The organism is Pseudomonas sp. SED1 (assembly GCF_034044025.1).
Taxonomy (GTDB): domain Bacteria; phylum Pseudomonadota; class Gammaproteobacteria; order Pseudomonadales; family Pseudomonadaceae; genus Aquipseudomonas.
The window spans coordinates 14735-34332 of the sequence record NZ_JAXCIS010000131.1 but is presented as its reverse complement, the minus strand read 5'-3'; the positions used below and the strand labels follow the sequence as shown (position 1 = coordinate 34332).

Sequence of the window (19598 nt, the reverse complement as noted above, 5' to 3'; positions counted from 1 at the left end):
GGTCTTAGATAACCGGCGGCCAGCGCAGGTCTTGTGCATCATCGTCGGTATAGCGGGGGAAGCGCTCAGCGATCATCTCGTGTGGCACACCCAGCGGAATCGCGCTGGCAGTGTCCAGGCGGGCGACTTGCTCAGCCGAGAGTTGCACCGTCAGCGCGCCCAGGGTCCCATCCAGCTGTTCGCGAGTACGCGGCCCCAGAATCGGAATCAGCGCGGTGGTGGATCGACGGGCTTTTTCCCGTAGCCACGCGATGGCAATGTGAGTCGGCGTGGCGTTCAGCTCACCGGCAACCGCCAACAAGGTGTCGAGCACTGCCGTTTCCCGTGCGCTTTTTTCAGCGTGGACCAGAATCCCCAACTTGCTGGCGCGGGAGTCCTCCTGACTGTTGCGATACTTACCGGTGAGAAAACCACCACCCAGCGGTGACCACAACGTGGCAGCCAGGCCCAGCGCTTCGGCCATAGGCAGCAGCTCGCGGTCGGCGGTGCGTTCGGCCAGGCTGTATTCGGTCTGGATCGCTACCAGCGGCGCGAAGCCGCGCACTTCGGCGAGCAGGTCGGCGCGGGCAATGCGCCAGGCAGGGAAGTTGGACAGCCCGGCGTAGTGGATCTTGCCGGCCCGCACCAGGTCATCAAAACCCCGCAGGATCTCTTCCATCGGCGTGACGTTGTCGCTGATATGCGCCCAGAACAGGTCGATGTGGTCGGTGTTCAGGCGTTTCAGGCTTTCTTCGACGGCGCGCACCATGTTCTTGCGGTTATTGCCGAGCTTGAGGGTGCCTTCGTCCTGAGGCTGGGTGCGCAAGGTGTACTTGCTGGCGATCACCAGGCGGTCCCGTTCCGACGCAATAAACTCGCCGAGCAGTACTTCCGATTGGCCGAACTGGTAGCCGTTGGCGGTATCAAGGAAGTTGCCGCCGGCCTCCAGGTAACCGTCGTAAATCCGCTTGGACTCTTCGCGCTCGGCGCCGTGGCCCCAGCCTGTGCCGAAGTTGGCGGTACCCAAGGCCAGCTCCGAAACCCGCAGGCCGCTGCGACGGCCAAAGACTTTATTGCGCATACGAGAACTCCTGACGCTGTGGTTGATTTAAATGTTTTTCAACATCTATTAAATATGATGCGAGTCATATATTTCGTCAAGAGGGTTTTTTTGCCGTTGAAGGGAAGGGCGCCTGCTCCTGACACTTTCTGACAGAGGCCTCTGCTAAGCTTCGCCACCTTTCCTTTTCCGAGTGTGATCAAACGTGTCGCGTACCACTCGTCTGCTGACCTTGTTGCAAGTCCTGCGGGGCAAAAAACGCCCGGTGACCGCCGCTGTGCTGGCGGCGGAACTGGAGATATCCGAACGCACGCTGTACCGCGACATCGCCGAATTGACCGCCTTGGGCGCACCGATCTTCGGCGAGGCGGGCGTGGGTTACGTGCTGCGTGCGGGTCTGTTCCTGCCGCCGCTGATGCTCAACGCGGACGAGACCGAGGCCATCGTGCTCGGCTTGCGGTATGTCGATCAGCGTGGTGATGACGTGCTGAGCCAAGCGGCGGCGAATGCCCTGGCGAAGATTGCTGATGTGCTTGATCCTGCGGCCCAGGAAGCCTTGCGCAATCCGACCTTGTTGCCCGGCCCGCCAGGATTTGGCTACCCGGAAAACCGCGTGCCGCTGAATGTGTTTCGCGAGGCGATTCGCGGCCAGGCCAAACTGCACATCGATTATGCCGATGCCAGCCAGACCGCCAGCCAGCGCCTGATCTGGCCCCTGGCCCTGGGCTTTCTCAACGAAGTGCGGGTGATCGTTGCGTGGTGCGAGTTGCGCGGGGCTTATCGCACCTTCCGCACCGACCGGGTAGCGGCTGCCAGCCTTCACGGCGAGCGTTATCCGGGACGTCGCAGCGACTGGTTGCGGGCCTGGCGCAAGCTGATGGAACAGAACGAATCCGGGCCATTCACTCCTGACAAGAACTGACACAGCACTGCTTTAGCATGGCTCCATAAATCACCAACAAGGAGCTGTCTCATGTCTCAACTCACCCCCGAACTGGCCCCGGCGATCGCGGCCTATATTGCCGCCGCGAATACCGGCGACACGTCCTTGGTGGCCGACTGTTTCGCCGCAGATGCCAACGTGTTCGATGAAGGCGAGCACCAGGTCGGTACCGCCGCCATCGCCCGCTGGATGGAAGACACCGGGCGCCGCTACCAGCCCAAGGTCCAGGTGCTGAATGTGCAGCACCGCACCGGCAAGGTGTTGGTCAGCAACCTGATCACCGGCAGCTTTCCCGGCAGCCCGCTGGAGCTGCGTTATACCTTCCGCCTCAATGAGCAGGGCAAGATTTCCCGATTGGATATTTCCCTGTAGCCGTCATGGCATACTGCCGGGCATGACTTTCGACTCGCCACTCGCCGCCTACCAGCACGCCATCACCGAACAGGGTTTCGTCCCCGACGACGCCCAGCGTGAGGCGGTGCAAGCCCTGCAAGATTGCCATCAAGCCCTGCACCACGGGCATGCGCCCATCACCGGGGTGTACCTGTGGGGCCCGGTCGGGCGGGGCAAGACCTGGCTGATGGACCAGTTTTACCAAAGCTTGCGAGTGCCTGCCCGACGCCAGCATTTCCATCACTTCATGGGCTGGGTGCACCAGCGCTCGTTCCAACTGACGGGCACCCACGACCCCTTGCAGGCCTTGGCCCGTGAACTGAGCCGGGAAGTGCGGGTGCTGTGTTTTGATGAGCTGTTCGTCAATGACATTGGTGACGCGATCATTCTCGGCCGGCTGTTCCAGGTGATGTTCGAGGAAGGCGTGGTGATGGTCTGCACCTCCAATCAACCGCCAGATCAACTGTATGCCGATGGTTTTAACCGTGATCGCTTCCTGCCGGGGATCGAGGCCATCAAGCAGCATATGCGAGTGGTTGCGGTGGATGGCGGGGAAGATCATCGCCTGCATCCGGGCACCACGCTGCAGCGTTACTGGGTCGATCAGCCTGAAGCGCTGGCCGGGGTATTTCGCCAGTTGAGCGAAGGGAAGGCGGTGAGCAGTGGCCCGGTCGCGGTCGGGTACCGTTCCGTCGTGGCCGTGCAGTCCAGTGAAACAGTGCTGTGGTGCCGCTATGCCGATCTGTGCGAACAGCCGCTGGCCGCCATGGACTTCATGCTGTTGTGTGATCGGTTCAAGGCCATTTTGTTGGGTGAGGTCCCCAACCTCAGCGCGCAAAAGCGTCCTGGACGAATCGCTCGCGGTACGGAAGATGCCGCCCAACGAGTGGAAGCGGGTGATCGCGAGTTGCCGGAACTGTCCGTGCATGACGACAGCGTCCGGCGGTTCATTGCCTTGGTAGACGAGTGCTACGACCGCAAGGTGCCGCTGTACATCGAGGCCAGGGTTTCATTGGAAAGCCTCTACACCGAGGGTTACCTGGAGTTCCCATTCCGCCGCACCCTGAGCCGTTTGCAGGAGATGCAGTTGACGCGATTCGGCGATCCAGGCGTAATTTCACGCGGGCAAATGTAGTTAATCTCCTTCATCTAATGCCCACTCCACGCTTACAATCGAGCCCTTTTACGGGGACCGAGTCCCTGTTGCACCGTTAACGAGGAAGGAAATGGACACCCCAGACATCCTGGTGCTGCAAGCCAGCTACACCAATCCAGTACACGCCGAGGCCATTGGCCTGGTGCTCAATCATTATGCAGAAGACCCCATGGGCGGTGGCCAAAGCCTGCCGGCCGACCGTTTGCAGCAATTGCCAGCGGAGCTGGCCAAGCGTGCTCATGCGTTCAGTGTGCTGGCATTTGTCGGCGGTACGCCGGCGGGTCTGGTGAATTGCTTTGAAGGGTTTTCCACCTTTGCCTGCCGCCCGCTGGTCAATGTCCACGACGTGGTGGTGATGGATAAATTCCGCGGCCTGGGCTTGAGCCAGAAGATGTTGCAAAAGGTCGAGGAAATCGCTCGCCAGCGCGGCTGCTGCAAGATCACCCTCGAGGTGCTTGAAGGCAATGGCGTCGCACAGTCGGCGTATCGCAAGTTTGGTTTCGAAGATGCAGTATTTGATCCGGAGCATGGCCGGATGCTGTTTTGGAGTAAGCCGCTTTAATTAATGTTTATTTAATTAACACAAAAAAGGCGCCAGCAAGTGGCGCCAAATAAACCTTAGCTATCAGAGCGGAATAGCGCAGGGTATCGCGGGTAAATCAGGTGTTAGGTGTAGTGGTAGTTTGATCGGCAGTGGCGGGCTTTGCAGTCTTGCCGTCAGCCATTGCTGTTTGCTGGGCAGCGCCGTGAGTTTGTTCCTGAACGAAGGTGAAGTTGTTGTAGAACTCCTTCGAACGCTCTGAACCGCCTTCTGCGAAGGCTGCTACGGAGGTCATGGTCATCAGGCCAGCAAGGATAACAGTCGAAATTTTCATGGCAGTGTCTCATTAAGTGTGTTGGGTTCCGCGCGGTGTGTCAGCGGCGGGATGAGGAGACTATGGGCCAATGATATTAAGTAAGGGTTAACCTAGCGCTGACCGAAAGTTAACGATTTCGTTAACTTCCAATCTTTCGCAGCGATGAATTCAGAGCTTCCAGTCCAGTGCAAGGCTGATGGAGCGCGGGTCTCCCCAATACACGCCGTTATAAAAGCCGACACGCTCGTAATATTTTTTATCAAATAGGTTGTTGATATTAAGTGACGCCGACAAGTGGTCATCGAACTCATAGCGAGACATCAGGTTGACCACTGTATAGGCCTGCTGAGTGATTCGGGTCTGCTCCCTGATCAACGTTCCACTGGAGTCTCTGCCCACGGGGCGATAGGCAACGTCGTAGAAATCACTCTGCCAATTCACCGCGCCGCCTACGGTCAGCGCGTGCCATTCGCCGGGCAGGCGATAGGCCGTGGACACGCGCAGCAGGTTCAGCGGCAGGTTGGTGTTATTGCGCTGCTTGTCGCCGTTCAGAGAGTGGGTGTAAGTGTAGCCGACGGTCAGGTTCCAGTCGGGGCGCACCTCTCCGGAAACCTCTACCTCGAAGCCCTGCACTTTGTTGCCTTTGCCGCCGGACGTGTAGAACTGCTCGCCAGTGTCCGGATCCGGTGGGGTCGAACTGTCCAGTTCCGCGACGTTGTCCTGCTTGCTCCAGAAGTACGCAGCCGCCAGGTTCAGGCGCTCTTCCAGCAGGCTGCCCTTGATGCCCACTTCGTAGTTGCTGCCCACCACCGGCTCCAGGTATTGCTTGCCGGCGTCGCGCTGCTCTTGCGGGTTGAAGATATCGGTGTAGCTGGCGTAGACGGTGTACTCAGGCGTCAGGTCGTAGAGCAGGCCGGCGTAGGGCGTCCACATGTCGTTGTGGGTCTGGCTGGATTTTGAGGTGCCGAGGAACTGGTCGGTGTCCTCATCATAGTTGTACGTGGTGCTCTCGATCTCCCAACTGCCGTAACGACTGCCCACTACGGCATGCAGGCGCTCGGTCAGGTTCAGGCGGGTGGCCAGGTAGCCGGCCTTTTGTTGGGTGCTGCCTTGCGAGCCCTTGAGGCCGGTATTGGAGTCGGGGAATTTGCCGATCCCGCCCATGTGTTTCCAGTCGCCGATGCTGGTGTAATTCTTCGGCACCGGACCGTCGCGCAGGTGTGGCGAAGCATCGCGCTGCTCGGATTCGCCATACCCCACCATCAATTCATGCTCACGACCCAGCAGGGAATAAGAGCCGGACAGGTTCAAGTCGACCACGTCCATTTTTGAAGTGCCGATCATATGGCTGGTCCAGGCCGTCATGCCGCTGCGGTCGGCATTGGGAAAGCCTGAGCCGCCGTAGTAGACCTTGCCGTCCGTGTCGCTTTCGCGGTGGGTGTAGGCAGCCTTCAAATGCCAGTCACCGGCCAGCCGGTGGTCGAGGGTGGCGAAGGTGGTTTCGTCTTTCAGCGGCCAGGAACTCCACTTGGCCGCGATGTTGGCGGAGCGGGGCAGCTTGGCTTTACTGCCGTCACTGTTCCAGTAGGGCAAGGTGCCCCACGCGGTACCCTGCACGTGCTTGTTCTGGTAATCGAAGCCCACCGCCAGCACCGTGTCGTCGGTCAGCTCGCCTTCGAGGATGCCGTAGCCGACTTCCCGTTGCAGCGCGTAGTTGTCGCGATAGGACTGGGTGTCACGGTAGGCGAGCACCGTACGGCCCCGCAGGCGCCCATCAAACGCCAAGGGGCCGCCAACATCCAGGTAGCTGTAGTAATTGTCATCGGAGCCGCCACTGATGCCCGTCTTTGCCTGCCACTGGGCGGTGGGGCGTTTGCGCACCATGTTGACGGTGGCCGAAGGGTCGCCTGCACCGGTGGTCAGGCCGGTGGCGCCGCGTACCACTTCGATCCGGTCGTAAATAATGGTGTCGGCATCCGACTTCATGCGCCCGAAGGTGTTGAGCATGCCGTCAATCTGGAAGTTGCTGATGCCGTAGCCGCGTGAGGAGTAGCCAACCCGGTCGGAGTCCAGGTGTTGCACCACCACGCCGGTGGTTTGGCGCATGACTTCGGTGAGGGTATTGAGGTTGAAATCGTCCATCTGCTGGCGGGTGATCACCGAGACCGACTGCGGCGTTTCCTTGATGGACAGGTTCAACTTGGTGGCGGTGCTCATCGAGCCTGTGGTGTAGGCACCAGTGTGTTCGGTGTTGGCGCCCAGGCCCTCGGCGGTGATGCTGGTGCTGCCCAGTTCAAGGGCATTGGCCGGCGTGTGCGATTCCTTTTCAGGATCGGTTTCAGCCAGCAGCTCCGGGCTCAGCACCACGCTGAAAAGGCCCAGGGTCAAGGTCATGGAACGGGTAAAAGGCGCGAACATCGCGGCGAACTCCTTGTCGTCTATGAAAAATGCCATTGGCTCAAAGACGAAAGGAGGCGGGGAACTTTAGCGCTAAACGAGAATAATTATTATCTTGGTGTTGCTGCCAAGTCGGGTTTCACCGCATTGCGCAGGTGAAACCCGGGTTATGGGACCTACTTGATGACCACATCAGTCGAGTCGGTTTTCTTCGGCTTGATCAGGCTGAAGTCAATCAGGGGCTTTTGCTGGCGTTCGTAAGGATTGCCAATCAGCAGCGGCCGCGGCTTGAAGCTGTCACTGACCAGGCTCTTGCTGTGGTCCAGTTCATCAAAACTCAACCCCGCCATGTCGGCCCAGGTATGGATCAACTGCGAGCTGCTGTAGGGCCGCTGCAAATCACCACCAAAGCTCCAGTCATGACTTTCACGCCACTTGGGCGACGCGTAGGCCATGAACGGAATGGTGTACATCGGCGCCGTTGGCTTGCCTTCATTACGGCCCAGGGTGCTGTGGCCGGCCGAATCGAATACGTCTTCACCGTGGTCGGAGAGGTACAGCAGGAAGCCGTTCGGGTCAGTCTTGGCGTAGTCCTTGATCAGGCTCGATACCACGAAATCGTTGTACAGCACCGCGTTGTCGTAGCTGTTGTAGGTCGGCAACTGTGCGTCGCTGACCCCGGCAGGCACACCCTGGCGATCGGTGAACTTGTCGAAGGTCGGCGGGTAGCGATACTGGTAGCTCATGTGGGTGCCCAGCAGGTGCACCACGATGAATTTGCGCTCGGCGGTGTCGGACATCGCCTTGGCAAACGGCTCCAGCACGTCGCCGTCGTACTGGCGGGCGTTCTGGTTGCGGTTGTTGTTCAGGTACACCTGCTCGTCGGCCTGTTCGGAAAAGGTCGTGAGCATGGTGTTGCGCTTGGTCATGGTCTGCTGGTTGGTGATCCAGAAGGTCTTGTAGCCGGCCTGCTTCATTACGCTGACGATGGATGGCGTCTTGAGGTACAGGTCCGGGTTTTCTTCGTCAGCGAAGGTCAGCACCTGTTGCAGCGCTTCGATGGTGTACGGGCGCGGGGTGATGACATTGTCGAACACCGCCAGTTGGTCCCGCAGCTTGTCCAGTTCCGGCGTGGTGTTGCGCGGGTAGCCATACAGGCTCATGCGCTGGCGGTTAGTGGACTCGCCGATCACCAGCACCAGGGTCGACGGCTGGCCGGCCATGCTGTCCTTGAGGTTGGTCAGGGGCGGGATCTTGCTGGCGCTGGTCAGCATGCCTTGCATGTTGTCCAGTTGTTCGGTGTAGCGGCGGTAGGCGACGATCATCTGCCACGGCACGGCCGGCTCGATGCGGGTTTCAAAGCGGTCGATGGCCAGTTCCATGGTCTCGCTCTTGGCGATCTGCTTGACCAGTGGGTAACCGACGATGGCAATCACGATTGCCGCAGCCGCCAGCATGGCTTGGCCACGCGGCAGGTAAACCGGGCGTACGCGAGTCCACAGGAATACGGCCATGGCCGTGTGGGCAATGAACGCCAGCACGATCCACCAGGCAAAGTACTGGGTGGCATACTCGCCGGCTTCAGAGATGTTCGACTCGAACATGATGAAGATGACGCTTTGGGAGAATTCCTGCTGGTAGATGAAGAAGTAACCCAGGCTGGCCATGGAGCAGGCCCACAGCACCACACCAATCAACCCTGCCACCAGGCGCGCGCGACGCGGGAACAGCAGCATCGGCGCCAACCACAGGGCGCTCATGAAAAATGCCTGGCGGAAACCGCTGAAGCCGGAGGTGCCGGTCAGCTGGATCAGCAGTTGGGTGATACCCGAGAAATACCAGAAAAACAGGAACATCCAGCCGAGGCCGGCCCAATCAAAACCTTTCGCAGACGTAGTGCTGCGTTTGAACATCGCCATCCAGCGCTCCAACCCGATAATTTTTCAGTGTCGACGCGCACGGACGCGCGCAACAGAGGGCCTGCGCACGTGGCGCGGCCCTATTCGGCGGGAGTATCGGGATGAGGATGTGAAAACTTCGTGAGTTATTCCTGAACGGTTCGTTCAGCTCACGTTCAGCAAAGTGCGGGCTGGGTGCCGGACGGTTGATTGAGCTGACCCTGCAAGTGCAAACGCAGGCGCATGACTTCCTGTTGCAGTTGGTCGCGTTCGTCTTTCAACTGGCGCAATTCATCACGGCGAATGGTGACGTAGAGGGTCTGTGGCGGACGGGTCATGTGTGCAGTGCTCATTGCTTACCTCGCAAATAGCCGGTGTATCGCGGTGCCAGAGCGCTTGATTCGAGGCTCTCGGCAACAGTCGGCGCAATTCTGAATTCTTTTTTAAGCGAAGGGAACTTTTTTATTTTTGATGGTCGCTGTGACTTTTTCCCCACTGAAGGCTAAAGGATGGCCACTTTTTGTCATGAAACTATGCCAATCCGCTCTGGACTAACCCTCATTAGCCTCATTGCGCTATAAACTGTGACACACATTTATTCGTAGTAAGGAGCATCAGCACATGCAACTGGGGATTATTGGACTAGGCCGCATGGGTGGCAACATTGCGCGACGCCTGATGCTCAATGGGCATACCACCGTGGTTTACGACCGCAATGAAGCATTCGTAAAAGGTTTGGCAGGCGAGGGCGCCACCGGCGTTGCCGACCTGGCGGGCCTGGTGGCCGGGCTGCAGAAGCCCCGGGCGATCTGGGTGATGCTGCCGGCAGGCGACCCGACCGAAAACACCATTGAAGAATTGAGCCAGCTGCTGGAAGACGGTGATGTGATCATCGACGGCGGCAACACCTTCTATAAGGATGACATCCGCCGGGCCAAGGCCCTGTCGGAAAAAGGCCTGCACTATGTCGACGTCGGCACCTCCGGCGGCGTCTGGGGCCTGGAGCGCGGCTACTGCATGATGATCGGCGGCGACGCCGAGACCGTTAAGCTTCTGGACCCGATCTTCGAAAGCCTGGCGCCGGGCATCGGTAACATCCCGCGCACGAAAGACCGTTCTGCTGCAGCTGACAGCCGTGCCGAGCGTGGCTATATCCACGCGGGGCCTGCCGGCTCGGGGCACTTCGTCAAGATGATCCACAACGGCATCGAGTACGGGATGATGCAGGCCTTCGCTGAAGGTTTCGACATCCTCAAGACCAAGAATTCGGAGAGCCTGCCGGAAGACCAGCGCTTCGATCTTAACGTCGCCGACATCGCCGAAGTCTGGCGTCGTGGCAGCGTGGTTTCGTCCTGGCTGCTGGACCTGACCGCCGACGCCCTGGCCACCGATCCGAAGCTCGACGGTTATTCCGGCTCGGTTGCCGACAGTGGCGAAGGCCGCTGGACCATCGAAGCCGCGATGGAGCAATCGGTACCGGTACCCGTGCTGTCCAACTCGCTGTTTGCCCGCTTCCGCTCCCGCCAGCAAAGCACCTACGGTGACAAAATGCTTTCTGCCATGCGCTTCGGCTTTGGCGGCCATGTGGAGACTCCCAAAAAATGACCGCCAACGGCAAGAAACCCAAGGCCGAACCCGCTCCGCCCACCACCCTGTTTCTGTTTGGTGCCCACGGTGACCTGGTCAAGCGTCTGCTGATGCCGGCGCTGTACAATCTCAGTCGCGATGGGCTGCTGGGCAATGGCTTGCGCATTGTGGGCGTTGATCACAACGCCATCAGCGACGCCGATTTCGCCAAGAAACTCGAGGACTTCATTCGCACCGAGGCCGCCAGCAAGGTCAAGGGCAAGGGTGATGACGCCCTTGACCCGCAATTGTGGGCTCAGTTGGCCGAGGGCATCAGCTACGTCGAGGGCGACTTCCTCGACGACGGCACCTACGCCGACATAGCCAAGAAGATCGCTGACAGTGGCACCGGTAACGCGGTGTTCTACCTCGCCACCGCGCCGCGTTTCTTTGCCGAAGTGGTGCAGCGTCTCGGCGCTGCCGGCCTGCTGGAAGAAACCCCGGAGGCGTTCCGCCGGGTGGTGATCGAAAAGCCTTTTGGCTCGGACCTCGCCACTGCCGAAGCGCTGAACGCCTGCCTGCTCAAAGTGATGAGCGAGAAGCAGATCTATCGCATCGACCATTACCTGGGCAAGGAAACCGTCCAGAACATCCTTATCAGCCGTTTCTCCAACGTGCTGTTCGAGGCGTTCTGGAACAACCACTACATCGACCACGTGCAAATCACCGCCGCCGAAACCGTCGGCGTGGAAACCCGTGGCAGCTTCTTCGAACACACCGGTACGCTGCGGGATATGGTGCCCAATCACCTGTTTCAGTTGCTGGCGATGGTCGCCATGGAACCGCCAGCCGCCTTTGGCGCCGATGCGGTGCGGGGCGAGAAGGCCAAGGTGATCGGGGCCATACGGCCTTGGTCGCTGGAAGACGCACGGGCCAACTCGGTGCGCGGCCAGTACACCGCCGGTGAAGTCGCCGGCAAGCAACTGCCGGGTTACCGCGAAGAGGCCAACGTTGCGCCCGACAGCAGCACCGAGACCTTCGTCGCCCTCAAGGTGATGATCGACAACTGGCGCTGGGTCGGCGTGCCGTTTTACCTGCGCACCGGCAAGCGCATGAGCATCCGCGACACCGAGATCATCATCTGCTTCAAGCCGGCGCCATACGCGCAGTTCCGTGATACCGAGGTCGATGAACTCAAGCCGACGTACCTGAAGATCCAGATCCAGCCGAACGAAGGCATGTGGTTCGACCTGCTGGCGAAAAAGCCCGGGCCGACCCTCGACATGGCCAATGTGGAGCTGGGGTTTGCCTACAAGGACTTCTTCGAGATGCAGCCGTCGACGGGTTACGAAACCCTGATCTACGACTGCATGACCGGCGACCAGACCTTGTTCCAGCGCGCCGACAACATCGAAAACGGCTGGCGTGCAGTGCAGCCATTCCTCGATGCGTGGAAGCAGGATGACGGCATCCAGGCCTACAAGGCAGGCGAAGATGGTCCGGCGGCAGCCGATGCACTCTTGGCCCGCGATGGCCGTAGCTGGCACAGCCTCGGATGAGCGACTTGCCGAGTCAACCCATCCGCTTTGTGTTGAGTGATATGGACGGCACGTTGCTGCATCCGGATCACAGCCTCAGTCAACGCACCATTGATACGGTTCGCGCCTTGCGCGCGGCCGGGGTGTTTTTCAGCCTGGCCAGCGGGCGACCACCCAAGGCCATGATGCAGCAGGTCGAAGCACTCGGTATTGACGTACCGATTGCCGGCTTCAACGGCGGCACGCTGGTCAATCCCGACGGCAGTATTCTGGTGGCGCATCACTTGCCGGCAGAAGCGGCGCTGGTAGCGCTGGCATTGTTTACGCCGCAGCCAGACGTGGAAGTCTGGCTGTTTGCCGACGGTGACTGGCTGCGCCGCGATCCTGGCGGGCCGATGGCGGTTCGCGAGGAACATGGCCTGGGTTATGGGGCAATCGTCGTGGAGAGTTTCGAGCCGTTCCTGGATCGGGTCGACAAGATTGTTGCGGCCAGTACCAATACCCAACTGCTGATCGAACTGGAAGCGCAGTTGCAGCCGAGGGTCGAGGGTTTGGCTCAGGTGTCCCGCTCGCAGCCAGTGTTCCTGGATGTGACCGCCATGAAGGCCAACAAGGGCGAAGCCTTGAAGACCCTGGCTGCGCACCTGGGTGTGCCACTGGAACAGACAGCCGCCATCGGCGATGGCGGCAACGACCCGGCGATGTTTCACGTGGCAGGGTTGTCGATTGCCATGGGCCAGGCCGAAGAAGTGGTCAAGCGCCAGGCCAGCGTCGTGACCGGCAGTAATGTCGACGACGGTGCGGCGGAAGCCATTGAGCGATTTATTCTCTCGGCCGATTGATTGGCAACCACACTAATAAGTAGTCAGCTATGCAAAGTTGCAACTTGCATCGCTGACTACCTACTAGTGTTATTGCGGGTCAATATACTGCGCCGTCAAACGGCACACTTTCTGGTGCCGCCTCACGCGAGTTTCAGTTACTTGGGCATTGCCCAGGATTGCAACTGATAGCCATCTTTATCGAGTTCAGCGCGGGCCTGCAACAGCAAGTCCTCGAGCTGTGCCGGGTCGGAATAAGTGCTGGAAGACAGCTGCTTGCTACCGATACGGGTATTGGTGCGGTCGATGACGCTCAGGCTCAGGGCGCCGTTGCCATCGTGCCAGGCCACACATTGAAAGGGCTGGAAAGCACGGTCTGCGATCAAAAGAGCTTCGTTGATGCGGAGCGGGGCGTTCATGGGGTCTTCTCTCTAAATGCCCATTCAAGTGAAGCCGTTGGTTGGGCGTGCCTAACGACTGGTTACTTGTACTGATGCACGATCACCGGGTACAGGTCACATGTTAGAAGAAGTTTTTTTAACTTTCCCTGATTAAAGTCATGTAAGGGGCTATGTTGAAAGCCTCATGAAAGTTATGCCGCGACAATTGACCGCACTCGACTGGAGGAAAAGGGCAGGTTTATGCGCGGCTTATAACGAATGGGTACAAAGGCCGCGTCAAAATCTTGCTAGTGTTGCCAGCAGGCTTTCCAAATAACTGTTTTTAAATAACTTTAACGATTTTGACGCCAAGGAATAGTCATGATTGTTGCACCTGCTCCGCGCCGTCTGCTTGTGGTCGATCCCTGTGATGACTGCCACGGGCTATTACCGGGTTTGCGTACGGCGGGGTGGGATGTGGACAGCTGTGCCCTCGAGTCGGTGGGTGAGCGCTCCTGCGATGTTGGATTGCTGCGCCTGCAGCCGTTTCATCTGGAGCGGCCCGAAGCGGTCAAGGAACTGATCAGCCGTAGCGGCACCGAGTGGATTGCCGTGCTTAACCAGGAAGTGCTGCGCCTGCAGAATGTCGGCGATTTTGTCTGCGAGTGGTTCTTCGACTTCCATACCTTGCCGTTCGATGTGTCCCGGGTGCAGGTCACCCTCGGCCGTGCCTTTGGCATGGCGCGCCTGCGGGGCAAGGGCAACAACGCGCCTGCCGGCCAGCCTGAACATGAGTTGCTGGGCGACAGCCGCCCGATTCGCGAACTGCGCAAACTGCTGGCCAAATTGGCGCCGACGGAATCCCCGGTGTTGATTCGTGGCGACAGCGGCACCGGCAAGGAGCTGGTCGCCCGCACCCTGCATCGCCAATCCCAGCGCCACGCCAAGCCGTTTGTGGCGATCAATTGCGGGGCGATCCCTGAACACCTGATCCAGTCCGAATTGTTTGGCCATGAGAAGGGCGCCTTCACCGGCGCCCATCAGCGCAAGATCGGGCGGATTGAGGCGGCGCATGGCGGTACGTTGTTTCTCGATGAAATCGGCGACTTGCCCATGGAGCTGCAAGCCAACCTGCTGCGTTTTCTCCAGGAAAAACAGATCGAGCGCGTCGGCGGCAGCCAACCGATTCCGGTGGACGTGCGCGTATTGGCGGCCACCCACGTCGACCTGGAAGCCGCTGTCGCAAAGGGTACCTTCCGGGAAGACTTGTACTACCGGCTCAACGTCCTGCAAGTGGTGACTGCGCCGTTGCGCGAGCGTCATGGTGACGTGGCGATGTTGGCCAACCATTTTTCACACTTCTACAGCCAGGAAACCGGCCGGCGCCCCCGCAGCTTCAGTGAAGACGCGTTGGTAGCCATGGGCGAGCACGGTTGGCCGGGCAATGTGCGGGAGTTGGCCAACCGCGTACGGCGTGGCCTGGTACTGGCTGAAGGGCGGCAAATCGAAGCCGTTGATCTGGGACTGCAAAGCCAGCAGGCAATCGCGCTGCCGATGGCTACACTGGAGGATTACAAGCACCGTGCCGAACGTCAGGCGCTGTGCGATGTGCTCAACCGGCACAGCGACAACCTGAGTGTCGCGGCCCGTGTGCTGGGGGTTTCCCGGCCGACGTTCTACCGGTTGCTGCACAAACACCAGATCCGCTAGGGCGGGTAAACCGAAAAGCCCCGCAACGACCCTTATCGTTGCGGGGCTTTTCCTTGTCTGTAGGAGCGAGCGTGCTCGCGAAATTCGTTAACGATAACGCGGGGTTTCTGGAGCCCCGCGTTGCTCTCGGGTTTTTCGCGAGCAAGCTCGCTCCTACAGTGTTCTGTTTAGAAGTAGTACGGGAATTTCAGGCTGAAGGTAAAGTCCGGCGCATCATCCGTCATACCGATGGCCAGGTTCGGCACGATCGTCAGGTTGTCGGTTGCCGCGATCGTCATGCCGACGTTGAAGTAGCCGGCGTTGGCGTCGCTGGAAACCACCGATTGCCAGTCGCCGCCATCGGGCTTTAGCTTGCTCTTGCGTTGGATCAAGTCGGAGACCGAAAACGACATACTCATTTTCTCGTTGAGCGCAAAGGCCACGCCAACGCCGATCTGGAAGCTGTCTCCCAGGCGCACTTTGCCGCCGACTTTTTCATTGACTGTGGAACTGATGTCGTCAAATGAGTCTTCGAAGTTATGGGTGTAGGACAGCGACCCAAACAGCACCGCTGGGTCGAAAGTCTTGACCAGGGAGATGCCCGGCGTAATCGACCAGACGCCGTTGCCGGTGGGCAGGTTTTCCGGCACGTAAAGGTTGGTATTGTTAGGTGAACGTACCAACTTGATGCCAAACGGTTCTTTACCGGTAGGCGCCTTGACGCGCAGCGACACCACGGCATCCGGAAGGCTGGCCGTTTCGTCGAGGAATTTATAGGCCACGCCAAAGTTGACGTCGCCAATCGTCGGGTCACGACTGACCGACTCCTCTGATGTCGCCGTACCGGAACCGCCATTGGCACCACCGGACTGATAAGTCGATTCACGATAAACCACCGGTACGTTCACATCGAATTGCCAGCGGTTGTCGAGGTTGTAGCGCCCCGTTAAGTCCAGCGTCCAGTTGTCGGCCTTGATCCGGTCCAGGTTGATATTGCCCAGGAAGATCGAGTCCAGCGCCAGAAAACCGTTGAGGGTTAACTGACGGGCATCGTAACGAGCATAGGTAACACCGGTTTCAAAACTGAATTTTCCATCGCCGAAGAAGCCGCTCGCCTCGTTGTACAGGTTGCTCACACTCTGTGCCGGGGCCGAGTCGTCCTTGAGCGACTGCCCGTAGGAGGCGCCGCCGCCTGCACCGCCCGAGGCGGCAGCTGCACCGACGCCGGGCGTGTTACCGGCCACCGTGGTGCCGCCTTTCTGGAAGTCTGCCGGGGATTTGGCCAGGCGTTTGGGGGGTGGGGCCGCCGGCTGGTCTTCAACCTGGCGTACCCGCTGTTCCAGCACCGCCAGTGCTTTTTGCTGCACTTCGTAGCGTTGCTTGAGTTCCAGCAATTCCTTTTTCAATGTGTCGATGTCGGTATCCGGCGCGGCATACAACATGGATGCGGGCAGGAGCGTGCTCAAGCAAATTACGGCACGTAACGATAGCGATCGATGCATGAAATAAGCCGTCCCTTTCTAATGCGCAAGTGTCGAGGCACAGCGTAGTTCAATAACCAAGGGTGCGTAGGCCTTTGAGTTGGTCCAGGTTGCAGTTCAGTACACCATTGTTCAAACCGTTGCTGCCCATGACCACGTTCAGTTGGGTCATGTTGTTAACGAAATTGCTGTTGCCCTGCAAAACGGTGCCCTGTAGCACATTGCCTCCGCCGATTTGCTGCACGGTATTCCCTTGGTTGTGATTGGCTTGGATAGCCATTTGCAGGCCGCCATTGGTGGCTGAGACGCTGACGTTGCCAGCTCCACTGGTACCCGTGACGGTACCGCCGGCCACCAGCACTTGCCCTGACTGCACAAGGTTGGCCGGCGCCAGCCCATTTTCGTTGATGTTGATGCCGACGTTGTTGGTCGCCGTGTTGCCGTCGCCCGCAGCGCGCACGCTTTGAACCACGCCCTGGCCGGTGCCCAGTCCGGCGCCGCCAGTCACGGTGCCTGTGCCGGTGGTCTGACCGGTCCCGGTGCCCGTCCCGCCAGTGGTTTGTACATAGAATTGGGGGGTGATAGTGGATGAGTCGATCTGCATGCTGGCCTTGCCAGTGATCGAGTCGCCAACGGCGTTGGTCCAGGTGCTGCTCATCACGATGCCAAAGCTGATAATCCGCCCAGGCATCACATAGCGCCCGCGCAGTTCCGCCAATTCCGAATCCTTGACTTCAATCGGTTTAAATCCGGAGGAGGCATAAACAGGCATTGAGGCTACCAGGCACATGACCGTAAGCCAGCGGTAGGTGTTCATCTTTGGCTCCTGGAGCGTCCTGCTCCTTATTGCGCTTCTAGAAGAAGTCGCTCTGGATAAAACCGAAGTCCATCAGCTCTGCATCACCCACGGGCCTGAACTCATTCATTTTGTTTTTCGCCGTCAGGGGGGTGGGTGGGTCGAGCAGGATGTTGGTCTTGTCGTAGCCTTCACCGAGTACGGCGAAAACGATGCCGTTCCAGCCCTTGACGAAGTCGTCATGCGAATAGCGTTTATGCCCCAGCACCGGATCGCCGATATAGACCCAGTTCTTGTCCGCTCGCTGCATGACCACGAAGTGCTTGTAGCCGCGAATTTCCAGCAGTACCACGACGGGAATTTTCACGGTGACCAAGGTATCTGGCCCGATCTTGTAGCCCCGGGCACGCATGCCGATGCTTTCGAGGTAGCGCTTCATGTCCAGCATGGAGAAGCCTTGGGTACGTACCAAGTCCTGGTCAGCGTTGACCAGCATGCCTTTGATGATGTGTGCTTCGTCGACGTCCAGCCAATAGCCCTGACGCAGGATGGTTGCGAGTGCCGCAGCACCGCAGCTGAAATCGGTTTTCTGTTCCACCAGGTTGGCGAAGCGGCGCTCACGAATGCTCTCGACCTTTTTGAATATCACGCCACCGCCGGGCATGGCTGAAATTGCCATTTGCCCTGCCCAGGTCGGGCCGGTGAGCATTAACAAGAGGGTGAGCGTCACGAGGCGCATGATCGTCTGACCTGTTGGACACTGGAAATAGAAAAGGGCCTTGTCGCCAAGGCCCCGTTGCATCAGAAGCGAACGCCGCTGCCCGCTGCACATTGGGTGCAACCGCTGCCCAGTGTGAGGGTGTTGCTTTGTTGGTTGCCGGAACCTGCGGACACGTTGAGCCCGATGTTGCCGGAGCCGTTGTTGCCAGAGTTGTTCAGGCTGGCGTTGTTGCTGACATAGGTAGACTGGCCACCATAGCCATGGGTAGACGCGGCTGCGTTGAGGAAGTGGTTGTCCAACGATTGTTGCTCGGTGTTGGAAGCAGCGGCTACGTTGTTGCCGTCGGCAGTCACGATAGCCAGGTTGTTTTTCTGTTGGTTGCCTTGACCGGCTGCAACGTTGACACCGGTGTTACCCGAGCTGTTGTTGGCCGAGTTGTTCAGAGACGCGTTGTTTTGCGTGCCTTTGTTGTCGAACTTGTTGTTTTGGCTTTCTTGGTAGATGTCGGCGACGGCAAATACCGAAGCAGCATCATCGGCACTGCTGGTGATTGCAGCAGCATTGTCTTGCTGGTTGCCCGAGCCCGAAGCGGCGTTGGCGCCCAGGTTGCCGGAGTGGCCGTTAAGCGAGCCAGTGGCTGAGGCGTTGTTAGTGGTTTTAGTGTCGTCGAATTTGTTGTCTTTGCTGACTTGGGTATCCGTCACGACGGCAGCCACGGTGCCGGTCGCCACTGGGGTTGGGTGCCAGCCGCCGCCGCTGCCACCTGCTTGTGCAGCAACAGCCATGAGCGCAGTCAGAGCGAAAACCAGTGGTTTAAGAGCCATTGTAGGTTTCATGGTGTATCTCCTTGCTTCTAATTAGTTGGTTAAGTGTTGGTACGGTCTAACTAACAAACACTGATCAAGCTGTTACTTGATAGTGATAGCCAGGGTGTTAGCCACTCGGTTCCCCACCCCCGCACTCTGGTTCACCTGTACCACTCCTCGGCTGCCGGTGAAGGCCTGGTCGCTGGTAACGACCTGGCGGCTGCCAGTGGTGGGGGTGAGCCCTGAGTCTGTTAACAGCGTCGTGTTCTGCTGCGACAAAACGCTGTCATCGATGCTTTGCGGACCCGGATTGATACTGATCCGCACGGCATTGATCATCTGTGTATTGGCCCCGGCCGACTGGTTGACGCCCAGCACACCGTTGCCATTGCTGAAAGAGGAACCCTGGATCGCCGCGTTGGCGTTCAGGGAAGCATCGACTTTGCCATCGAGTTTCTGCACGAGTGAATCGTGGGCTTGTCCGCCGACGACGATGGCGCGACTGTTGATCTGCTGTTGCTGATTACCGGCAGACTGGTTGACCGAGGCGACGCCGCTGTATTGCTGGCCGCTGTTATCGATCGTTGCGTTGTTGTCGGCCATGGCCGATGTGCAACCCAGTGCGGCGATGATCAGCCAGGAGCGATTCATTACTGGCCCCCCATCATGCTGCCGATGTTGTTCAGCGGCGCCATGCCCCGCTGGATCGAACCATTGATCTGCCCGGCCATGCTGCTGCCACCACCGCCATGGCCGGCGGATGCGCCAGCTCCCAGGGTTGAGGTGCTTGCGCCCAGGCTGTTACTCAGGCCAGGAAGGTTGCCGCCGGGCATCATGGCGCGGGTGATACTGGAGCCGCTGCTGACCCCGGCGATGTCGAGGTCGCTGAGTTCGCCAGTCGTGGCGCTCAAAACTTGTTTGGAGGGGTTTGCATTGACAGTGCTGGGGTTGCGATCCGGGGCAAAGGAGGAGCGGCCAGCCATGTGGCCTTGTACGGTGCGACCAACCACGATGGTGCCGTCACCCGCGAGGGCCGAAAGACTCATGCTGGTGCTGAATACACAGCTGATCAGCAGTAGGCTCAGTGAGCCTGGATTGAGTGTTTTCACGGCAGCAT

Annotated in this window: 20 protein-coding genes; 8 read left to right on the top strand and 12 right to left on the bottom strand. The window is 59.1% G+C overall.

What is annotated here, in order from left to right; translation table 11 throughout:
• Window positions 1–4: 4 nt before the first annotated feature.
• Window positions 5–1060: an aldo/keto reductase gene (locus SNL23_RS16775; protein WP_318302830.1), complete on the bottom strand. Its 1056-nt coding sequence runs from the start codon at window positions 1058–1060 to the stop codon at window positions 5–7.
• Window positions 1061–1244: 184 nt separating this feature from the next.
• Between SNL23_RS16775 and SNL23_RS16770 the strand changes: the two genes are divergently transcribed.
• From SNL23_RS16770 to SNL23_RS16755, 4 genes are all read left to right on the top strand, one after another.
• Window positions 1245–1961 carry a helix-turn-helix transcriptional regulator gene (locus tag SNL23_RS16770; RefSeq protein ID WP_076014851.1) on the top strand — a complete coding sequence of 239 codons (717 nt, stop codon included), beginning with the start codon at window positions 1245–1247 and terminating at the stop codon, window positions 1959–1961.
• Between the two features lie 51 nt (window positions 1962–2012).
• Window positions 2013–2354: a nuclear transport factor 2 family protein gene (locus SNL23_RS16765; protein WP_318302829.1), complete on the top strand. Its 342-nt coding sequence runs from the start codon at window positions 2013–2015 to the stop codon at window positions 2352–2354.
• A gap of 22 nt (window positions 2355–2376) precedes the next feature.
• On the top strand, window positions 2377–3510 hold the full coding sequence (gene zapE, locus SNL23_RS16760; protein WP_318302828.1) for a cell division protein ZapE: 1134 nt from the start codon (window positions 2377–2379) through the stop codon (window positions 3508–3510).
• A gap of 91 nt (window positions 3511–3601) precedes the next feature.
• Window positions 3602–4093, top strand: a complete 492-nt coding sequence (locus SNL23_RS16755) for a GNAT family N-acetyltransferase (protein ID WP_167664777.1) — start codon at window positions 3602–3604, stop codon at window positions 4091–4093.
• A 97-nt stretch (window positions 4094–4190) separates the two neighbouring features.
• Here SNL23_RS16755 and SNL23_RS16750 read toward each other — a convergent pair whose 3' ends face one another.
• From SNL23_RS16750 to SNL23_RS16735, 4 genes are all read right to left on the bottom strand, one after another.
• Entirely contained in the window at window positions 4191–4406 is a 216-nt protein-coding gene (locus tag SNL23_RS16750; protein WP_076014847.1) for a hypothetical protein, read from the bottom strand.
• A gap of 150 nt (window positions 4407–4556) precedes the next feature.
• On the bottom strand, window positions 4557–6806 hold the full coding sequence (locus SNL23_RS16745) for a TonB-dependent siderophore receptor (RefSeq protein ID WP_318302827.1): 2250 nt from the start codon (window positions 6804–6806) through the stop codon (window positions 4557–4559).
• 155 nt (window positions 6807–6961) lie between these two features.
• A complete protein-coding gene (locus SNL23_RS16740; protein ID WP_076014845.1) occupies window positions 6962–8704 on the bottom strand; it encodes a phosphoethanolamine transferase CptA in 1743 nt (580 codons plus the stop codon).
• 155 nt (window positions 8705–8859) lie between these two features.
• Entirely contained in the window at window positions 8860–9036 is a 177-nt protein-coding gene (locus tag SNL23_RS16735) for a DUF6026 family protein (protein WP_159442632.1), read from the bottom strand.
• Window positions 9037–9280: 244 nt separating this feature from the next.
• Here SNL23_RS16735 and gnd point away from each other — a divergent pair, with 244 nt between their 5' ends.
• Genes gnd through SNL23_RS16720 form a run of 3 tightly spaced genes read left to right on the top strand, consistent with a single transcriptional unit; the run spans window position 9281 to window position 12629 of the window.
• On the top strand, window positions 9281–10288 hold the full coding sequence (gene gnd, locus SNL23_RS16730) for a phosphogluconate dehydrogenase (NAD(+)-dependent, decarboxylating) (RefSeq protein WP_318302832.1): 1008 nt from the start codon (window positions 9281–9283) through the stop codon (window positions 10286–10288).
• Entirely contained in the window at window positions 10285–11808 is a 1524-nt protein-coding gene (zwf, locus tag SNL23_RS16725; RefSeq protein ID WP_167664773.1) for a glucose-6-phosphate dehydrogenase, read from the top strand. Before gnd ends, zwf begins: the two co-directional genes overlap by 4 nt.
• Window positions 11805–12629, top strand: a complete 825-nt coding sequence (locus tag SNL23_RS16720; protein WP_076014842.1) for an HAD family hydrolase — start codon at window positions 11805–11807, stop codon at window positions 12627–12629. The genes zwf and SNL23_RS16720 overlap by 4 nt, the downstream gene beginning before the upstream one ends.
• 137 nt (window positions 12630–12766) lie before the next feature.
• Here SNL23_RS16720 and SNL23_RS16715 read toward each other — a convergent pair whose 3' ends face one another.
• Window positions 12767–13027: a hypothetical protein gene (locus tag SNL23_RS16715; RefSeq protein WP_063029505.1), complete on the bottom strand. Its 261-nt coding sequence runs from the start codon at window positions 13025–13027 to the stop codon at window positions 12767–12769.
• Window positions 13028–13369: 342 nt separating this feature from the next.
• Here SNL23_RS16715 and SNL23_RS16710 point away from each other — a divergent pair, with 342 nt between their 5' ends.
• Window positions 13370–14698: a sigma-54 dependent transcriptional regulator gene (locus SNL23_RS16710; RefSeq protein ID WP_076014841.1), complete on the top strand. Its 1329-nt coding sequence runs from the start codon at window positions 13370–13372 to the stop codon at window positions 14696–14698.
• 167 nt (window positions 14699–14865) lie between these two features.
• On the opposite strand, the gene SNL23_RS16705 is transcribed toward SNL23_RS16710, so the two are convergent.
• The 6 genes from SNL23_RS16705 to SNL23_RS16680 form a co-directional block, all read right to left on the bottom strand.
• Window positions 14866–16179, bottom strand: coding sequence for a transporter (locus tag SNL23_RS16705; RefSeq protein ID WP_076014840.1), 1314 nt, complete (start codon window positions 16177–16179; stop codon window positions 14866–14868).
• Window positions 16180–16228: 49 nt separating this feature from the next.
• On the bottom strand, window positions 16229–16975 hold the full coding sequence (locus tag SNL23_RS16700) for a hypothetical protein (protein ID WP_167664771.1): 747 nt from the start codon (window positions 16973–16975) through the stop codon (window positions 16229–16231).
• 37 nt (window positions 16976–17012) lie between these two features.
• Window positions 17013–17693 carry a C39 family peptidase gene (locus tag SNL23_RS16695; RefSeq protein ID WP_076014838.1) on the bottom strand — a complete coding sequence of 227 codons (681 nt, stop codon included), beginning with the start codon at window positions 17691–17693 and terminating at the stop codon, window positions 17013–17015.
• Window positions 17694–17755: 62 nt separating this feature from the next.
• On the bottom strand, window positions 17756–18511 hold the full coding sequence (locus tag SNL23_RS16690) for a hypothetical protein (RefSeq protein ID WP_076014837.1): 756 nt from the start codon (window positions 18509–18511) through the stop codon (window positions 17756–17758).
• Between the two features lie 72 nt (window positions 18512–18583).
• Window positions 18584–19132 (bottom strand): adhesin, encoded by a 549-nt coding sequence (locus SNL23_RS16685; RefSeq protein ID WP_076014836.1) that lies wholly within the window; start codon window positions 19130–19132, stop codon window positions 18584–18586.
• Complete coding sequence (locus SNL23_RS16680; RefSeq protein ID WP_076014835.1) at window positions 19132–19590, bottom strand: hypothetical protein; 459 nt, start codon at window positions 19588–19590, stop codon at window positions 19132–19134. The genes SNL23_RS16685 and SNL23_RS16680 overlap by 1 nt, the downstream gene beginning before the upstream one ends.
• Window positions 19591–19598 lie beyond the last annotated feature (8 nt).